The 16969-nt window shown below is 70.0% G+C and carries 18 protein-coding genes; 7 read left to right on the top strand and 11 right to left on the bottom strand.

Annotated elements, in window-relative coordinates:
- Positions 1–30: 30 nt before the first annotated feature.
- The 4 genes from ACAG26_RS08860 to pdxH form a co-directional block, all read right to left on the bottom strand.
- Positions 31–393, bottom strand: a complete 363-nt coding sequence (locus ACAG26_RS08860) for an FKBP-type peptidyl-prolyl cis-trans isomerase (RefSeq protein ID WP_370481340.1) — start codon at positions 391–393, stop codon at positions 31–33.
- A 185-nt stretch (positions 394–578) separates the two neighbouring features.
- Positions 579–1874: a citrate synthase gene (locus ACAG26_RS08855; protein WP_370481338.1), complete on the bottom strand. Its 1296-nt coding sequence runs from the start codon at positions 1872–1874 to the stop codon at positions 579–581.
- A 98-nt stretch (positions 1875–1972) separates the two neighbouring features.
- Positions 1973–3250 (bottom strand): MFS transporter, encoded by a 1278-nt coding sequence (locus ACAG26_RS08850; RefSeq protein ID WP_370481336.1) that lies wholly within the window; start codon positions 3248–3250, stop codon positions 1973–1975.
- The gene (gene pdxH / locus ACAG26_RS08845; protein ID WP_370481665.1) at positions 3250–3873 is read right to left on the bottom strand and encodes a pyridoxamine 5'-phosphate oxidase; all 624 of its coding nucleotides are present in this window, start codon (positions 3871–3873) and stop codon (positions 3250–3252) included. Before pdxH ends, ACAG26_RS08850 begins: the two co-directional genes overlap by 1 nt.
- 173 nt (positions 3874–4046) lie before the next feature.
- Here pdxH and ACAG26_RS08840 point away from each other — a divergent pair, with 173 nt between their 5' ends.
- Positions 4047–5165: a citrate synthase 2 gene (locus ACAG26_RS08840; protein WP_370481334.1), complete on the top strand. Its 1119-nt coding sequence runs from the start codon at positions 4047–4049 to the stop codon at positions 5163–5165.
- A 27-nt stretch (positions 5166–5192) separates the two neighbouring features.
- On the opposite strand, the gene ACAG26_RS08835 is transcribed toward ACAG26_RS08840, so the two are convergent.
- Both ACAG26_RS08835 and ACAG26_RS08830 read right to left on the bottom strand, forming a co-directional pair.
- On the bottom strand, positions 5193–6878 hold the full coding sequence (locus ACAG26_RS08835; protein ID WP_370481332.1) for an FAD-dependent oxidoreductase: 1686 nt from the start codon (positions 6876–6878) through the stop codon (positions 5193–5195).
- 16 nt (positions 6879–6894) lie between these two features.
- Positions 6895–7929: a diiron oxygenase gene (locus ACAG26_RS08830; protein ID WP_370481330.1), complete on the bottom strand. Its 1035-nt coding sequence runs from the start codon at positions 7927–7929 to the stop codon at positions 6895–6897.
- A gap of 185 nt (positions 7930–8114) precedes the next feature.
- Between ACAG26_RS08830 and serC the strand changes: the two genes are divergently transcribed.
- Positions 8115–9233, top strand: coding sequence for a phosphoserine transaminase (gene serC, locus ACAG26_RS08825; RefSeq protein WP_370481328.1), 1119 nt, complete (start codon positions 8115–8117; stop codon positions 9231–9233).
- A gap of 113 nt (positions 9234–9346) precedes the next feature.
- Positions 9347–10114, top strand: a complete 768-nt coding sequence (sepH, locus tag ACAG26_RS08820; RefSeq protein ID WP_370481326.1) for a septation protein SepH — start codon at positions 9347–9349, stop codon at positions 10112–10114.
- Positions 10115–10122: 8 nt separating this feature from the next.
- Here the strand turns inward: sepH and ACAG26_RS08815 are convergent, their stop codons facing one another.
- Positions 10123–10392 (bottom strand): DUF2537 domain-containing protein, encoded by a 270-nt coding sequence (locus ACAG26_RS08815; protein WP_370481324.1) that lies wholly within the window; start codon positions 10390–10392, stop codon positions 10123–10125.
- A gap of 20 nt (positions 10393–10412) precedes the next feature.
- Positions 10413–11222, bottom strand: a complete 810-nt coding sequence (locus ACAG26_RS08810) for a TrmH family RNA methyltransferase (protein WP_370481322.1) — start codon at positions 11220–11222, stop codon at positions 10413–10415.
- Between the two features lie 107 nt (positions 11223–11329).
- Between ACAG26_RS08810 and ACAG26_RS08805 the strand changes: the two genes are divergently transcribed.
- Together ACAG26_RS08805 and ACAG26_RS08800 are read left to right on the top strand one after the other, a co-directional pair.
- Positions 11330–11614: a DUF2530 domain-containing protein gene (locus tag ACAG26_RS08805; protein ID WP_370481320.1), complete on the top strand. Its 285-nt coding sequence runs from the start codon at positions 11330–11332 to the stop codon at positions 11612–11614.
- Positions 11615–11625: 11 nt separating this feature from the next.
- The gene (locus ACAG26_RS08800) at positions 11626–12078 is read left to right on the top strand and encodes an SRPBCC family protein (protein ID WP_370481318.1); all 453 of its coding nucleotides are present in this window, start codon (positions 11626–11628) and stop codon (positions 12076–12078) included.
- On the opposite strand, the gene ACAG26_RS08795 is transcribed toward ACAG26_RS08800, so the two are convergent.
- The gene (locus tag ACAG26_RS08795; RefSeq protein ID WP_370481315.1) at positions 12075–12863 is read right to left on the bottom strand and encodes a DUF3027 domain-containing protein; all 789 of its coding nucleotides are present in this window, start codon (positions 12861–12863) and stop codon (positions 12075–12077) included. The genes ACAG26_RS08800 and ACAG26_RS08795 overlap by 4 nt on opposite strands.
- Before the next feature lie 213 nt (positions 12864–13076).
- Here ACAG26_RS08795 and ACAG26_RS08790 point away from each other — a divergent pair, with 213 nt between their 5' ends.
- Positions 13077–14675: an MFS transporter gene (locus tag ACAG26_RS08790; protein WP_370481313.1), complete on the top strand. Its 1599-nt coding sequence runs from the start codon at positions 13077–13079 to the stop codon at positions 14673–14675.
- Complete coding sequence (locus tag ACAG26_RS08785; RefSeq protein WP_370481310.1) at positions 14672–15166, top strand: DUF2771 domain-containing protein; 495 nt, start codon at positions 14672–14674, stop codon at positions 15164–15166. Before ACAG26_RS08790 ends, ACAG26_RS08785 begins: the two co-directional genes overlap by 4 nt.
- A gap of 99 nt (positions 15167–15265) precedes the next feature.
- On the opposite strand, the gene ACAG26_RS08780 is transcribed toward ACAG26_RS08785, so the two are convergent.
- Together ACAG26_RS08780 and ACAG26_RS08775 are read right to left on the bottom strand one after the other, a co-directional pair.
- On the bottom strand, positions 15266–16270 hold the full coding sequence (locus tag ACAG26_RS08780) for a glutathione S-transferase family protein (protein ID WP_370481308.1): 1005 nt from the start codon (positions 16268–16270) through the stop codon (positions 15266–15268).
- A 29-nt stretch (positions 16271–16299) separates the two neighbouring features.
- A complete protein-coding gene (locus ACAG26_RS08775; protein WP_370481306.1) occupies positions 16300–16953 on the bottom strand; it encodes a class I SAM-dependent methyltransferase in 654 nt (217 codons plus the stop codon).
- Positions 16954–16969 lie beyond the last annotated feature (16 nt).

Here is a 16969-nt window from a genome sequence, read left to right as displayed (position 1 = left end):
AGCGATAGGCAGCCTAGAGCAGCGCGACGGTTACCGGGTACCGATCAGATCAATGACGAAGATCAGCGTCTTGCCCGACAGTTGATGCCCGGAACCCGCCGGGCCGTAGGCCTGCTCCGGCGGGATCACCAGCTGGCGGCGGCCGCCGACCCGCATGCCCGGAATACCGTCCTGCCAGCCCTGGATCAGGCCGCGCAGCGGAAACTCGATGGTCTGGCCGCGGTTCCAGGAGCTGTCGAACTCTTCGCCGGTGTCATACTCGACGCCCAGGTAGTGCACCTCGACGGTGCCGCCCGGCGCCGCTTCGGGGCCGTCGCCCACCACCAGGTCCTGGATAACGAGCTCGGTCGGTGCCGGGCCGCTCGGAAAGTCGATCTCAGGTTTGCTTGTCACCGGCCCCACCCTAGTCGGGTGGGCGGCGGCGGTGACGCACAGACGCGAACCCGAGCGCCCGCGACTGTGCGAATCCATACGCTTTAAGCGTCTCAAGCGTATGAGATCGCACAGTGGACGCGGCGGTCTTGGCACAGTCGGCGCCGTTTGCGGCGGCCGGAGGCCGGAGGCCGGACGCCGGGGGCCTACCGGGCGTCGATGGTGACGTAGCCGCGCTCGCGCTGCCCGGTGTAGATCTGGCGGGGCCGGCCGATCTTGCTGTCGCCCTCGTCGTGCATCTCGCGCCAGTGCGCGATCCAGCCGGGCAGCCGGCCCAGCGCGAACAGCACGGTGAACATCCGGGTCGGGAAGCCCATGGCCCGGTAGATCACCCCGGTGTAGAAGTCGACGTTGGGGTACAGCTTGCGTTCGACGAAGTAGTCGTCGGTCAGCGCCACCTCTTCGAGCGCCTTACCGATCTCGAGGAGCTCGTCGTCGCCGCCGAGCTTGCCCAGGATCTTGTCGGCCTGCTCCTTGACGATCCGGGCCCGCGGGTCGTAGTTCTTGTACACCCGGTGGCCGAAGCCCATCAGCTTGACGCCGTCCTCCCGGTTTTTGACCTTGCGGACGAATTCGCGCACGTCGCCGCCGTCTTCCCGGATGCCCTCCAGCATCTCCAGCACCGACTGGTTGGCGCCGCCGTGCAGCGGACCCCACAGCGCGTTGATGCCCCCCGAGATCGAGGTGAACAGGTTGGCCCGCGACGAGCCGACCAGCCGCACCGTCGATGTCGAACAGTTCTGCTCGTGGTCGGCGTGCAGGATGAACAGCATGTCCAGCGCGCGGACGATTTCCGGGTCGGCCTCATACGGCTCGGCGGGGAACCCGAACGTCATCCGCAGGAAGTTCTCCACCAGGGTCAGCGAGTTGTCCGGGTACAGGAACGGCTGACCCATCGACTTCTTGTACGCGTAGGCGGCGATGGTGGGCAGCTTGGCCAGCAGCCGGATGGTGGATACCTCCACCTGGCCGTTGTCCATCGGGTCCAGCGAATCCTGGTAGTAGGCGCTCAACGCGTTGACCGCACTGGACACCACCGGCATCGGGTGGGCGTTGCGCGGGAAGCCGTCGAAGAACCGTTTGAGGTCCTCGTGCAGCATGGTGTGCCGCTGGATCTGGCGGGTGAAGGTTTCCAGCTGCTCCTTGGTCGGCAGCTCCCCGTAGATCAACAGATAGCTGACCTCGATGAACGTCGATTTCTCGGCGAGCTGCTCGATCGGGTAGCCGCGGTAGCGCAGGATGCCGGCGTCGCCGTCGATGTAGGTGATCGCGCTCTTGGTGGACGCGGTGTTGACGAAACCGCCGTCGAAGGTGGTGTAGCCGGTCTGGGCTAGCAGCGACCCGAGCGCAATGCCGTCAGCGCCCTCGGTGGCGCGGACGATCTGCAGTTCCGTCTCCCCGCCCGGGTACTTCAGGGTGGCGGTGTCGTCGGTTGCGGCCACAAGAACCCCTTTGGTCTCTTCAACTCGAACAAAAGCTGCCCGCATAGGTGCGTATAGAGAAAGGTAGTCGCTGTCGTGGCGGCGCGCTTGGCTGGGGGTCAGGGCTGGCGCCCGCCGCCTCCCGGCGCCCGGTACCCAACGAACGCCGGGGCCAGCAACGCGGCGAGCAGCACGCCGATCACGACCAGCGCCCCGCCCCCGGCCGCCGTCGCCGACGTGCCGATCGCCGCCGCGGCGGCGCCGTGCACCGCGTCGGCCAGGCGCGGCCCGCCGGCGACCACCACCACGAACACGCCCTGCAGCCGCCCGCGCATCTCGTCGGAGGCGACCTGCTGCAGCATCGTGGACCGGAACGCCGCCGACACCATGTCCGCCGCCCCGCCGATCGCCATGCAGGCCAGTGCCGCCCACAGCGCCGGGCCGACCCGGCCGTGTCCGTGCCCGGCGGCCAGCCCGAACCCCACCATGGCCGCCCCCCACACCATGATCGCGACGACGATCGCCAGCCCCTGGCGGCGGATCCGCGGCAGCCAGCCGGAAAACACCCCGCCGGCCACCGCGCCCACCGACATCGCCGCGGCCAGCAACGCCATGGTGGTGCCACCGTCGACCGGCCCGCCGAAACTCTCGTGCGCGATCTGCGGAAACAGCGCCCGCGGCATGCCCAGGATCATCGCGATCAGGTCCACCACGAACGACATCAACACCACCTGGTTGCCGGCCAGGTAGCGGAACCCGTCGGCCACCGCCGCCCAGCCCCAGCGGGCGGCGGTGACGTCGCCGCTGACCGGCATCGGCGTCAGCCGCCAGGTCGCCCAGATCGGCAGCAGGCAGCTCAGGGTGTCGATCAGATACAGGGTGGACAGGTCCACCCAGTTCAGCAGCAGCCCGGCCAGCAGCGGCCCGACGATCGCACCGAACTGCGTCACCGTCATGTTCAGCGAGTTCGCGGCCGGCAGCTCACCACCGGCCAGCATCCGCGGGATCGCCGCGGACCGGGCCGGAGCGTTCACCGCGTAGCAGCCCTGCTGCACCGCCAGCAGGCACAACACCACCCAGACGTTGCGCACCGACGCCGCGGCCTGCACCCACAGCAGGCCCGAGGCCACCGCCAGACCGCACGAGGCGAGGATCAGCAGCGTGCGCCGGTCCATGGCGTCGGCCCAGGCGCCGCCCAGCAGACCGAACGCGATCAACGGCACCACCGCGAAGACGCCGGACAGCCCGACATACGCCGAGTTTTCGGTCAGTGCATAGATCTGGACCGGGACCGCGAACACGGTCAGGTTCGCCCCGATCACCGTGGGTATGCCGGCCACCCACAGCCGGCGGAAGTCGGGGCTGCGCAGCGGCGTGGTGTCGGCGAACAGCCCCACTAGGGCTGTAAACGTTCGACGCGACCCCCGCTGACCCGAATCCGGTTGTGCAGCCGGTTTTCCCGGCCCTGCCAGAATTCGACCACCTCGGGGGCGATGCGGTAGCCGCCCCAGTTGGGCGGCACCGGGACGGCGGGCTGGTCGGCGAAGCGCGCGGTCACCTCGTCGAGTTGGCGCAGCAGCGCCGCGCGGGAAGCGATCGGCCGCGATTGGTCCGACGCCCAGGCGCCCAGTTGGGAGCCGCGGGGGCGTTTGGCCCAGTAGTCCGCGGTGTCCTGCGCGCTGACCTTGGTCACCGGGCCGCGGATGTGGAACTGCCGCCCCAGCTGATACCAGGGGAACGTCGCCGACGCGTACGGAGTGGCAGCCAGATCGGCGCCCTTGGCCGAGTCATAGTTGGTGAAAAAGGTGATGCCCGTCTCGTCGAGGCTTTTGCACAGCACCGACCGGCTGACCGGGCGCCCGTCGGCCACGGTGGCCAGCACCATCGCGTTGGGTTCGGCCAGGCCGGCCCGTTCGGCGTCGCCGATCCACCTGCGCAGCAGGACATGCCAGCCCTCGTCGAGCCAGTGTTCATCGAGGTCGCCGCTGTTGTCTTTCTCCGAGACGTATTCCACTCGCATCGCCGCCAGGTGCTCGTTGTCTGGATCCGTCCACCGCGCGGGCGATGCCCCCACAGCATCGCTGCGCGCTGCATCGTCGTCGGCGGCCACTGGGTAACGCTACCGCCCGCCGCCCCCGGATTCAGTTACCGACCGGTAGCACGGGGCCGGGCGCGGAATGCGAGAATCGCCGTATGACTGTGGTCCCGGAGAATTTTGTCGCCGGCCTGGACGGCGTGGTGGCATTCACCACCGAGATCGCCGAACCGGACAAGGACGGCGGCGCGCTGCGCTACCGCGGTGTCGACATCGAAGACCTGGTGAGTCGGCGGGTCACGTTCGGCGATGCGTGGGCGCTGCTGGTCGACGGCAGCTTCGGCCACGGGCTGCCGCCGGCCGAGCCGTTCCCGCTGCCGATTCACACCGGCGACGTGCGGGTCGACGTGCAGGCCGGGCTGGCCATGCTGGCCCCCATCTGGGGCTACGCACCCATCCTCGACATCGACGACGCCACCGCCCGCGACCAGCTGGCGCGCGCCTCGGTGATGGCGTTGTCCTATGTCGCCCAGTCCGCCCGCGGGATCTACCAGCCCGCCATCCCGCAGCGGCTGATCGACGAATGCCCCACCATCACCGCACGATTCATGACGCGCTGGCAGGGCGAGCCGGATCCCCGGCACGTGGAGGCCATCGACGCGTACTGGGTCACCGCCGCCGAGCACGGCATGAACGCGTCGACGTTCACCGCCCGGGTGATCGCGTCGACCGGCGCCGACGTGGCGGCGTCGCTGTCCGGCGCGATCGGGGCGATGAGCGGCCCGCTGCACGGCGGGGCGCCGGCGCGGGTGATCCCGATGCTCGAGGACGCCGAACGCACCGGCGACGCCCGGGCGGTGGTCAAGGGCATCCTGGATCGCGGCGAGAAGTTGATGGGTTTCGGGCATCGGGTCTACCGGGCCGAGGATCCGCGCGCCCGGGTGCTGCGGGCCACCGCGCAGCGGCTGGCGGCGCCGCGCTACGAGGTGGCCGCCGCCCTGGAGCAGGCCGCGCTGGCCGAGCTGCGGGAGCGACGCCCGGACCGGGCCATCGAGACCAATGTCGAGTTCTGGGCGGCGGTGATCCTGGACTTCGCCCGGGTGCCGGCCAAGATGATGCCGGCGATGTTCACCTGTGGGCGCACCGCCGGCTGGTGTGCCCACATCCTGGAGCAGAAGCGGCTGGGCAAGCTGGTGCGCCCGTCGGCGGTGTATGTCGGGCCCGCCCCGCGCAGCCCGGAGTCCGTCGAGGGCTGGGACCAGGTTCACCGCGGCTAGTTCACCGACGCAGGCGCCGTTTGCGCCCTAGCGTTGCACGAGGTTGAGCAGCCGCCGGTGCAGCGGTACCGGCGGGGCGCTGGCCGCGGCGGCCAGCATGTCGCGGATATCGACGAACTTGTCGCGGGGACGGCCGTCGGCGGCGCCGCGGGCGATCTCGGCGGCGTCGATCGCCTTCCATCCGGCGGCGTCGATGACGTCGGGTTGACGGGCGTGCACCAGTCGGGCGATCGCCCGCGGCCCCCCGGCCAGCTCCCCCAACCGGCCGGCGTTGTAGTCGGCGACCAGGGTGTGCACAGTTTGCAGCGAGTCGGATTTGTTGGTGCCGATGAACCCGGTCGGGCCGCGCTTGATCCACCCCGACACGTAGGCGCCGGGCACCGGCTGCCCGGAGGCCGGGTCGACGACCCGGCCGGCGTCGTTGGGCACCACCCCGGCGTCGTCGTCGAACGGCAGGTCGGCAATCGCTTTGCCGTGGTAGCCGATCGAGGTGAGCACCAGACCGGCCGGCAGAGTTTCCACCGCGTCGGTGCCGGTGCGGGTGAACTCCATCGCGGTCACCCGATCTGGCCCGATCACCCGCTTGGGCGTCAACTCGTAGGCCAGCCGGATGCGCGGCCGGGTGATCGGGGCCGACGCGTCGCCGAGTTTGCTCAAAATCTCCAGCTTGCGCCGGGTCAGGGCGCTGTCCGTCGTCGCCAGGTCGCGCCGGACCCGGTCATGGTCGGCGGCGTCGAGCACCACCTCGGCGGTCTGGGTCAGCCCGATGAGTTCGGGCAGGGTGAACGCCGACGCGGCCGGCCCGCGGCGGGCGACGATCACCACCTCCTGCACCCGGGAGTCCCGCAGCGCGGCCAGCGCGTTGTCGGAGATGTCGGTGCGGGCCAGCTCGTCGGGGTCGGCGGTCAGGATGCGGGCCACGTCAAAGGCGACGTTGCCGTTGCCGACGATCACCACCCGTTCCCCGCTGAGGTCGACGGGCAGGTCGGTGAACTCCGGATGCCCGTTGATCCAGGCGACCAGCTCGGTGGCGGTGCCGGTGCCGGGCAACTCCATGCCCTCGATCTGCAGCCGACGGTCGTTGGGCGCCCCGGACGCGTACAGCACGGCGTGGTGGTAAGCCAGCAGGTCGGCGTGGCTGAGGTGCTTGCCCACTTCGACGTTGAGGAAGAAATTGAACCGCCGGTGCGCCGCGACCTTGTCGAACAACCGGGTGACCAGTTTGGTGCGCTGATGGTCGGGCGCCACCCCGGCCCGCACCAGGCCGTACGGGGTGGGCAGTTTCTCGAACATGTTGACCAGCACGCCGGGCTGGGTCAGCAGCTCGTCGGCGGCATACATTGCCGCCGGCCCGGACCCGACGATCGCCACGGTCAGCGGGTAGCGGCCGTGGCGGATCTCGGCGGCCGGCAGCACCGGCGCCAGCTTCGACGTCGGCGGCAGCTTCACGTCGGCCGGCCGGTCCGGGTAGTGCGCGGCGTTGATCGCGATGAACGGCTGCTGCTTGGGCGCCAGCCGGGTGTCGGGCGCGATCGCTTCCACCGGGCAGGCGCGCACACAGGCGCCGCAGTCCACACAGGCCACCGGGTCGACGTAGAGCATCTCGGAGGTGGCGAAACCCGGCTCGTCGGGCGTGGGATGAATGCAGTTGACCGGACAGGCGAAGACGCACGAGGCGTCGTTACAGCACGCCTGCGTAATAACGTGCGGCATCGGGTAGCGGGCTCCGTTACGCGGCCGGAACCGCGGCCAGGTGCTGGCGCTGCGGCTCGCTGCGGTACCGCGACGGGCTGCCGTTGATCTTGCAGATCCGCCACATCAGCTTGGCCAGCGGGTTCATCAGGCCGGTGTCGTGCGCGAGCATCCGCACGTCGCCGAACATGTCGCGCAGCATCTGCCGGCCCTCGGGCGACTTGAAGAACACCTCTTTGCGGACCTCGCGCGGAATCTCGAACTCCCGCCAGAACGCCTTCGGCGGAACGATGATGGCCGAGCACAGCACCCGCATCACCACCGGGACGTACAGCGACAGCCAGAACCGCTTGCGCCGCGACAGGTGCGGCACCCGCTTGTGCAGGTACTCGTGGGCGAACGAGATGTGCCGGGCCTCCTCGGCCACGTGGATGGCCATCACCCGCTCCATGATCGGGTGCAGGGTCTTGCCCTCGCGCAGCACGTTCTTCTGGGTGTGGTCGATGGGCTCTTCCCCGGCCAGGATGCCGAACCAGAACGGGATCGGCAGTGGGCCGGCGACCAGCGGGATCAGCGGCGACAGCCACTTCAGCAGCCGCGGCATGCCGGGTACGTCGGCGCCGATGCGGTTGACCATCTCCTGGAACATCATGGTGTGGTTGCACTCTTCAACCGACTCGTGCAGGCAGTACCGGTACTCCGGCGACCCGTTGGGGGTCCAGAAGGCGTACTCCATCAAGCCGCGGATGAGGATGGACTCGAAGTGCAAGCCGACCTTGGCCACATTGGCCTGCCGCCACATACCGATCTTGATCTGCCGGTCCTGCGGCTGGGCCTGGTACCACGGGTGCCGACCCAGCGGGTCGGTGGCCGGCAGAATCCAGCGCGGGTCGTTCTCGGTGACCGCGAACTCCGGCGAGTCCCAGTCGATGTCGGTGTAAGGGTTGAAGTTTCGCCGCACCGACCCCTCGGACAGTGTGGTGAGCATGTCCACGTAGGCCTGGTCGTCGGAGACGTCCATGTTGCGTCGCCAACGCCGCACCATGCGCGTCCGTGCTGTCTTCTGAGCCATCCCGAAACCCTCCCGTAAAGGTTTACATTCGGACGAGTTATGTCCAACGGTACCGGAGGTATCACCAAGTGGCTAGACCCAAACTGTGCGCTGTGGCCGACGCGCGATCGGCGGCCCGGCTGTGATCTAGTTCACTTGTTGGCCGCCGTGAAGGACCGGGCTGACCGCTGTCTACGCTGGTGGGCATGGCTGAGCAGCTCACGATTCCCGCCGCGATCAAACCCCGCGATGGCCGCTTTGGGTCTGGACCCTCCAAGGTCCGCCCCGAGCAGCTGGCCGCGCTGACCACGACGGCAGCCGGCTTGTTCGGCACCTCGCACCGGCAGGCCCCGGTGAAAGACCTGGTCGGCCGGGTGCGTAGCGGGTTGCGCGACTACTTCTCGGTGCCCGACGGCTACGAGGTGATCCTGGGCAACGGCGGCGCGACCGCGTTCTGGGACGCGGCCGCGTTCGGGTTGATCGACCAGCGCTCGCTGCACCTGACCTACGGCGAGTTCAGCGCGAAATTCGCCTCGGCGGTGGCCAAGAACCCGTTCGTCGGCGACCCGATCGTCGTCAAGGCCGAGCCCGGTAGCGCCCCCGCGCCGCAGTCCGACCCGTCCGTCGACGTCATCGCCTGGGCCCACAACGAGACGTCGACCGGGGTGGCGGTTCCGGTGCGCCGGCCCGACGGCTCGGGTGACGCCCTGGTCGTCATCGACGCCACCTCCGGGGCCGGCGGCCTGCCGGTCGACATCAGCGAGACCGACGCCTACTACTTCGCGCCGCAGAAGAATTTCGCCAGCGACGGCGGGTTGTGGCTGGCCATCGTCAGCCCGGCCGCGCTGGCCCGGATCGAGGCGATCGCGGCGTCCGGGCGCTGGGTGCCGGACTTTCTGTCGCTGCCGATCGCGGTGGACAACAGCCTGAAGAACCAGACCTACAACACCCCGGCGATCGCCACGCTGGCGCTGCTGGCCGAACAGGTGGATTGGTTGCTGGGCAACGGTGGGCTGGACTGGGCGGTCAAGCGCACCGCCGACTCGTCGCAGCGGCTGTACTCCTGGGCGCAGACTCGGCCGTACACCACCCCGTTCGTCACCGACCCGGGGCTGCGCTCGCAGGTGGTGGGCACCATCGACTTCGCCGACGAGGTCGACGCCGCCGCGGTGGCCAAGGTGTTGCGGGCCAACGACATCGTCGACACCGAGCCGTACCGCAAACTGGGCCGCAACCAGCTGCGGGTGGCGATGTTCCCAGCCGTGGAGCCCGAAGACGTCAGCGCGCTCACCGAGTGCATCGACTGGGTGGTCGAACGCCTGTAAGCCGGGCCGCCCCTCCCCCGCGTGTCAGCGCGGTTGCGGCCGCTAGCTGCACTAGAGTGCGCACCTGACAGGCCCGGCGGGCTGGTCTGCCAAGAGCCTCGCGAGGAGATGTCATGCGCGAACTCAAGGTCATTGGACTCGACGTCGATGGCAAATACATCATCTGCGAGGGCGAGGATCCCGCGGACAAGTTCAAAGTTCGGGCCGATGATCGGCTGCGCGCGGCGCTGCGCGGCGACGCGGCCCGGGTCGGCCAAACCCAGCTCGACATTGAGGTACCCAGCATGTTGCGTCCCAAGGAGATTCAGTCCCGGATCCGGGCCGGTGCCTCGGTCGAGCAGGTGGCCGCCGCGGCCGGCGTCGACATCGCGCGCGTCGAACGGTTCGCCCACCCGGTGCTGCTGGAGCGGGCGCGGGCCGCGGAGCTGGCAACGGCCGCCCATCCGGTGCTGGCCGACGGCCCCTCGGTGTTGACGCTGCTCGAGGTGATCACCTCCGCGCTGGTGGCGCGTGGGCTGTCCACCGACAGCACCACCTGGGACGCCTGGCGCAACGAGGACGGCCGCTGGACGGTGCAGCTGGCCTGGAAGGCCGGCCGCTCGGACAACGTTGCGCATTTCCGCTACGCACCGGGCGCGCACGGCGGAACCGTCACCGCAGTCGACGACGAGGCCAACGCGCTGATCGACCCCAGCTTTGAGCGGCCGCTGCGCCCGCTGGCGCCGGTGGCCCAGCTCGCCTTCACCGCGCCGGCGCCGCCGCCGGTGGTGGACGAGGCGCCCGAACAGCAGCCGGCGCCGGCGCGCAGCCGCCGCGGCAAACCGGCGATCCCCGCCTGGGAAGACGTGCTGTTGGGCGTGCGGTCCAGCGGCCAGGGCTGAGCTGGCCGTCAGGCGAGCGTCAGCGCTAGCAGCGCGAGCCACGCCCCGCCGACACCGATTCCGGCGCCCAACACGAACCAGCGCAGCACCGGGGTGTGTCGCCACCCCCAGACCGTCGGCGCCAACCCGCCGACCGCGACCAGGTTGAGTCCCACGGCCAACATCGGATGCACCCGGGTCAGCCCGAGGCTCAACACCACCACCGCGGTCGCGGTCACCGCGGCGACGAACCCGGCCACCGTCAAACCCGTTCCCCAGGGCGTGGAGTCGTCGGTCACCGCGCGAGCGTAGCCCAATCTCACCGGGCGGCCCGCTCGTAGAAGGCCAACGCCGCCGCGGTGGCCACGTTGAGCGAGTCGGTGCCCCGCGACATCGGAATACGCACCTTCAGGTCGCTGATCCGCAATGTGGTCGCGGTCAACCCGGGCCCCTCCGCGCCGACCAGCACCGCCACCGGTTGCCCACGCACGGCGGCCATCGCCTCCGGCAGCGGACAGGCCCGCGGGTCGGGGGTCATGGCCACCAGCCGAAACCCCAGCTCCCGCAGCAACCCGAGGTCGGCGGGCCACTGCGCCGCCCGCGCGTAGGGCACCAGCAACGCGTGGCCCATCGACACCCGCACCGCGCGCCGGTACAACGGGTCGGCGCATCCGCTGCCGAACACCACCGCGTCCACGCCCAGGCCGGCCGCATTACGGAAGATCGACCCCAGGTTCTCGTGGTCGTTGACCCCCTCGAGCACGGCGATCGTCCGCGCCCCGTCGACCACCTGCGCCACCGTCGGCTCCGGTGCCCGTCGCGCCGCGGCCAGCACCCCACGGTTGAGATGGAACCCGACCACCCGGGCCATCAGCTCGGCGGTCACCCGGTAATAGGGGATGTCGCGGCCGGCCAGATCGGCGGCCAGTTCGGTGAGCCGCCGGTCGGTACCCAATAACGCCAGCGGCGCGAACCGCGACGCCAGCATGCGCTGCACCACCAGCACCCCTTCGGCGATCACCAAGGCTTTGCCGGTGGGCAGATCGGGCCGACGGTCGATGCTGTTGAGGTCGCGGAAGTTATCCAGCCGCGGGTCGTCGGGATCGGCAATATCCTCGACATTCACCACCGCGAGGACATTACCGCGGGTTGAGTCTGCACCCACCACGCAGAAGTGCGAGAAGACCGCCCGGTAGCCGCAGAGTCAGCGCAGCCGACCCGTTAAGTTGAACAGCAATGCCCAGAGATTCCCCACCCGAGCCGCCGCCGCTGCCGGCTGCGCTGGTCCAGGCGTGGCCGGTCATCGCGGTCGGCGCGGTGGCCTGGACCCTCGCCGCCGCGGCGGCGTTCCTGGTGCCCGCGCTGGACAGTTGGCGCCCGGTGACGGTGGCCGGTCTGGCGGTGGGCTTGCTGGGCACCGCTATCTTCCTATGGCAGCGTGACGCGGCCCGCCGCGGCGCACGCGGCGCCCAAACCGGTCTCGGCCCGCCGGCCGGCCACGACCGGGACAGCAACCAGTAAGGAGTGGGTCCATGGCAGCACCGCTACTGCAGACACAGATCGAGATCAACGCACCGGTCGCCAAGGTCTGGGAGCTGATCTCCGACTTCCGCCGGATGCCGCAGTGGAGTCCGCAGTGCCGGTGGATGAAGCAGTTCGGCCCGCTGCGCCCGGGCACCCGCACGTTGAACCTGAACCGCCGCGGCTCCATGTTTTGGCCCACCACCAGCACCATCACCGAGGTCGTCCCGCAGCAGAAGCTGGCGTTTCGGGTCAACGCCAACCGCACGGTGTGGAGCTACGAACTCGAGCCCACCGCGACGGGCACCAAGGTCGTCGAGAGCCGGCACGCCGAGAACGGCGTCAGCGCGGTGTCGAACCTGACGGTGAAGGCGTTGATGGGCGGGGTGCCCAATTTCGAACGCGAACTGCTCGACGGCATGAACGCGTCGCTGGCCAGCATCAAGGCCGCCGCCGAGAGCTAGTCGGCGGCCGGGCTCGGCGCGGTGACGTCCAGCACCCCGTCGTCGTAGGGGTCATAGCGCGGCGACCCGGTGCCGGCGGGGGCCGGCGTGTCGGAGTGGGCACCGCAGCCATAGCCGCAGTCGACGACGTGGCCGTCGGCGGACATCTCGTTGCCGCACACCCCGAACATGGTGCCGAGCGCACCGGCCAGCGGCAGGAAGAACCCGCAGTCGCGGCACACCCGCTTGGTGGACCGCGCCATCGGCGAGTCCGGGCCGTAGTCGCCGTCGTGCCAGCGCTGCGCCGCCTCGGCCCGGCCCCACGGACTCATCACCTGGCGCCGTCCCAGCCCGATCTCGGCGGCGACGTCGTCGATCTGCGGGTCGCCGCTGGCGGTGTAGCCGGGCACCAACCGCGGGTCCTCGGTCGGCGGCGCCAGCAAGTCGCCGGGACCCAGGTCGCCCGGCCTGACCCGCTGGTCCCACGGCACCCAGTCGGGGGCCAGCAGCGCCGTCGGCCCCGGGACCAGCACCACCTCACTGATCGTGGCGTGGTCGGCCCCCGGATAGGCCGCCATCACCACCGCCCACTGCCACCCCTGGTAGCCGGGCAAATGCGCCAAGAACCGGTGGGTGGCGGCGGTGGGGTCTTCGTACTGCACGCCCAGGTAGTCCCCCACCGTCTCGGCACCGCTGAACTCCACGACGGCAGCGCGGGCCGCCTCGGCGGCGTCGGCGAGGATGGCCGGGATTTCCTGCTGGTCGGCCGCGGTGGCCACCACGGCGTCTTGGGTGGGTCCGGTCACACTGGTCCCTTCTGCTTTAGTACCTCCCCAATACTGCCGTAGCGCTCGGCGGCCAGCCACACCCGTTCCCTGCGGCGGGGCGCGACCGGCATAGGGGAGAATTGAGCCGTGACTGGACGGCGCCGCGACGACTCGACTCCGGGTCCGTTCCGAGGTGCACCCTCGGGTGTCGGCCGGCCACCGCGCAGCCGGTCCGCCGGTGAACATCCCGGCATGGCCAACTACCCCAGCGAGCACCCCGATTCTCGGCGGCCGGGCCGCCCGGGTCCGGTGCCCAGCGCCAACCGCTACCTGCCGCCGCTGCGCGGCCAGCAGACGTCGCCGCCGCGCAGCGAGCCGCCGCGCGGGGCCGGTGACAAGATCACCGTCACCCGGGTCGCGGCCCAGCGCGGCCGCGAAATGGGTTCGCGGATGTACGACTTGGTGCAGCGCGCGGCCACCGCCGACGGCGCCGACAAGTCCGGGCTGACCGCGCTGACCTGGCCGGTGGTGGCCAACTTCGCGGTCGACGCCGCGATGGCCGTGGCGCTGGCCAACACCTTGTTCTTCGCGGCGGCCGCCGGGGAGAGCAAAGACAAGGTCGCGTTGTACCTGCTGATCACCATCGCGCCGTTCGCGGTGGTGGCGCCGCTGATCGGGCCGGCGCTGGACCGGCTGCAGCACGGGCGGCGGGTGGCGCTGGCGTTGTCGTTCGGGCTGCGCACCGGGCTGGCGGCGCTGCTGATCCTCAACTACGACGGCGCGACCGGTAGCTACCCGTCCTGGGTGTTGTATCCGTGCGCGCTGGCCATGATGGTGCTGTCGAAATCGTTTTCGGTGCTGCGCAGCGCGGTGACGCCGCGGGTGATGCCGCCGACCATCGATTTGGTGCGGGTCAATTCCCGGCTGACGATGTTCGGGTTGCTGGGCGGCACCATCGTCGGCGGGGGTGTCGCGGCCGGGGTGGAGTTCGTGTTCAGCCGGCTGTTCGACCTGCCGGGCGCCCTGTTTGTGATCGTCGCGGTGACGGCCGCCGGCGCGTGGCTGTCCATGCGCATCCCGCGCTGGGTGGAGGTGACCGCCGGGGAGGTCCCCACTACGCTGAGCTATCACGCCCACGTCAACCAGCACCGGCCCAGCTGGTCCGAGCATTTCCGCCGGGCCAGCGGTGCGCTGCGGCAACCCTTGGGCCGCAACATCATCACCTCGCTGTGGGGCAACTGCACGATCAAGGCCATGGTCGGCTTCTTGTTTTTGTATCCGGCGTTCGTCGCCAAACAACATGACGCCAGCGGCTGGCAGCAGCTAGCGATCCTCGGCCTGATCGGCGCGGCGGCCGGGGTCGGCAACTTCATCGGCAACTTCACCAGCGCGCGGCTGAAACTGGGCCGGCCCGCGATGCTGGTGGTGCGCTGCACGGTGGCGGTGACCGTCGCCGCGGTGGCCTCGGCGGTGACCGGAAACCTGATGGTGGTCGCCGCCGCGGCGCTGATCACCTCGGGATCGAGCGCGATCGCGAAAGCGTCGCTGGACGCTTCCCTGCAAGACGATCTGCCCGAGGAGTCCCGGGCGTCGGCGTTCGGCCGATCGGAGTCGACGCTGCAGCTGGCCTGGGTGCTGGGCGGGGCGCTGGGGGTGCTGGTGTACACCGACCTGTGGGTGGGGTTCACCGCGATCACCGCGCTGCTGATTCCGGGGTTGGCGCAAACCGTCCTGTCGTATCAAGGGAACTCGTTGATACCCGGGTTCGGCGGTAACCGGCCGGTCATGGTGGAACAACAGGGTGGGCGCGCCGACGATGCGGTGCCCACCCCGGAATGGGGGCCCCGGTGAAAAACCGCGTCGCCGCGCTGGTCGCGGTCCTGGTGGTACTGGCCGCGGCCGGCGCCGGAGTCGGTGCCTGGCTGCTGGCCCGCGACCGCGGCCCGCAGCGCCCGCAGATCAGCGCGTACTCGCACGGCCACCTGACCCGGGTGGGGCCCTACCAGTACTGCGATGTGTTGAACCTCAACGACTGTGAAACGAGACCGCAGGCGCTGGGCGTGCTGCCGGTGACCTCGCGTGATCCGGTGCAGCTGTCGGTGCCCAACGCGATCGGCGACGCGCCGTGGGGGCTTTCGCTGTGGTACGAGGACTCGGCGGAGCCCACCACCGCGTTGTTCCGGCCACGCAGCCGGCTCGCGGTCACCGTTCCGACCGTCGACGCGTTCCGGGGGCGGCTGCGCGGGCTCACCGTGCACCTGCTGACCCTGGTGCGCATGCCCGACGGCGACACGGCCGCGGCCACCCACGCCGACTGGTCCGTGCAAACGGTGTGGGATTAGCCCGGCCCGCGTGACCCGCCCGGTTGACCCGCGCCGAGATCGACGGCAGCGTGGGCCGTTCTCGACGTTTCTCACGCTGGTGTCGATCTCGTGTTCCGTCTAGGCCCCGTGGCCGGCCGGCACCTGCTCCCCCTCCGGCGTGGGCCCCGGCGCGGTGCCGTCCCCGAAGGGCCTGCCGCCCAGGGCTTCCCGGCCGTGCGGGATGAGCCAGTCGGCCAGCTCGGGCCCCTTGGGCACGATCCGGGTTGGGTTGATGTCGGCGTGCACGATGTAGTAGTGCTGTTTGATCTGCACGAAATCGATGGTGTCGCCGAAGCCCGGGGTCTGAAACAGGTCCCGCGCATACGCCCACAGCGCCGGCAGCTCGGACAGCTTGGACCGGTTGCATTTGAAGTGCCCGTGATAGACCGGGTCGAAGCGGGCCAGCGTGGTGAACAACCGGACGTCGGCCTCGGTGATCGTGTCCCCCACCAGATATCGCTGGCTGGCCAGCCGCTCGCTGACCCAGTCCAGCGCGGTGAACAACCGGTCGTAGGCGGCGTCGTAGGCCTGCTGCGAGCCGGCGAACCCGCACCGGTACACGCCGTTGTTGATTTCGGTGTAGATCCGCCGAGCGACCTCGTCGATCTCGGGACGCAGCGGTTCCGGGTACAGCTGGGGTGCGCCATCGCGGTGGTAGGCCGTCCATTCGGTGGAGAAATCCAGGGTGATCTGGGCGAAGTCGTTGGTGACCACCGCGCCGGTGGGCACGTCGACGATCGCCGGCACGGTGATGCCCTTCGGGTAGTCGGGGAACCGCTTGAAGTAGGCGTCTTGCAGCCGCGGGATGTTGAGCACCGGGTCGACGCCGCCGGGGTCCAGGTCGAAGGTCCAGCTGCGCTGGTCGTGGGTGGGGCCGCAAAACCCAATGGAGATCACCTTTTCCAGGCCGAGCAGCCGCCGCACGATGATCGTGCGGTTGGCCCACGGGCACGCCCGGGCCACGATCAGCCGGTACCGGCCGGGCTCGACGGGGTAGCCGTCGCGCCCGTCGGCGGTGATCCGGGTGGTGATGTAGTTGGTGTCGCGTTGGAACTCGCCGCCGCCGGCGACATAACTAGCCATGACTACCAGGGTGCCAGCCGGAGGTGCGCTCAGCGCGGCTTCCGGGCGATGAGGTAGGCGTGCGGGGTGGACTCGAACCGGTCGTCGTCGGGTCCGCGGACGAGTTGGGCGTAGATCGGCAGGCCCGCCGCGGTGAGCTGTGCGGCGACGACGTCGGGTCGCCGGCGATAAAACGTCAGGTCCACCTGCTCCTCGAACGCCTCGGTCAGCACCCGCGGCCGGTCGCCGACCTGGAACGCCAGCAACGCCAGCCCGCCGGGCGCCAGCACCCGGTGAAACTCGGCGAACGCCGCGGGCAGCTGCTCGTCGGGGAGGTGGATGATCGCGTACCACGCGCAGACCCCGCCCACGCTGGCGTCGGCGAGCTCGAGATGGCTCAGCGAACCGACACCGAAGTCGATGCCCGGGTTACGGCGGCGCGCTTCGGCAATCATGTTGGCGGACAGGTCGATCCCGCACGCGTCGACGCCCAGCTCCCGCAGGATCGCGGTGGCGACCCCGGTGCCGCAGCCCACGTCGACCACGCGGGTGTTGTCGCCGGCCGCCACCAGCCCGGCGAACGCGGCCAGCATGGCCCGGTCGACCGGTTTATCGTCCAGATGGTCGTGGAAGCGTTCGGCGTACCCGCGGGCGGTGCGGTCATAGCCATCGCGGGTCAAACGCAGGAAGTCCGGTTCGTCCATCGCCGGCCATTGTCAC

Source organism: Mycobacterium sp. pUA109, assembly GCF_041287095.1.
In the GTDB taxonomy this organism is placed as follows: Bacteria; Actinomycetota; Actinomycetes; order Mycobacteriales; family Mycobacteriaceae; genus Mycobacterium.
The sequence above is the reverse complement of the archived record's forward strand: the minus strand, read 5'-3'. Positions and strand labels throughout refer to the sequence as shown.

Bases quoted from the DNA above. Each gene is read 5' to 3' on its own strand.
- ACAG26_RS08790 (WP_370481313.1), top strand. From the start codon at position 13,077: ATGGCCAACTACCCCAGCGAGCACCCCGATTCTCGGCGGCCGGGCCGC.
- ACAG26_RS08840 (WP_370481334.1), top strand. From the start codon at position 4,047: ATGACTGTGGTCCCGGAGAATTTTGTCGCCGGCCTGGACGGCGTGGTG.
- ACAG26_RS08805 (WP_370481320.1), top strand. From the start codon at position 11,330: ATGCCCAGAGATTCCCCACCCGAGCCGCCGCCGCTGCCGGCTGCGCTG.
- ACAG26_RS08775 (WP_370481306.1), bottom strand. From the start codon at position 16,953: ATGGACGAACCGGACTTCCTGCGTTTGACCCGCGATGGCTATGACCGC.
- serC (WP_370481328.1), top strand. From the start codon at position 8,115: ATGGCTGAGCAGCTCACGATTCCCGCCGCGATCAAACCCCGCGATGGC.
- ACAG26_RS08800 (WP_370481318.1), top strand. From the start codon at position 11,626: ATGGCAGCACCGCTACTGCAGACACAGATCGAGATCAACGCACCGGTC.
- ACAG26_RS08835 (WP_370481332.1), bottom strand. From the start codon at position 6,878: ATGCCGCACGTTATTACGCAGGCGTGCTGTAACGACGCCTCGTGCGTC.
- ACAG26_RS08780 (WP_370481308.1), bottom strand. From the start codon at position 16,270: ATGGCTAGTTATGTCGCCGGCGGCGGCGAGTTCCAACGCGACACCAAC.
- ACAG26_RS08830 (WP_370481330.1), bottom strand. From the start codon at position 7,929: ATGGCTCAGAAGACAGCACGGACGCGCATGGTGCGGCGTTGGCGACGC.
- pdxH (WP_370481665.1), bottom strand. From the start codon at position 3,873: ATGCGAGTGGAATACGTCTCGGAGAAAGACAACAGCGGCGACCTCGAT.
- sepH (WP_370481326.1), top strand. From the start codon at position 9,347: ATGCGCGAACTCAAGGTCATTGGACTCGACGTCGATGGCAAATACATC.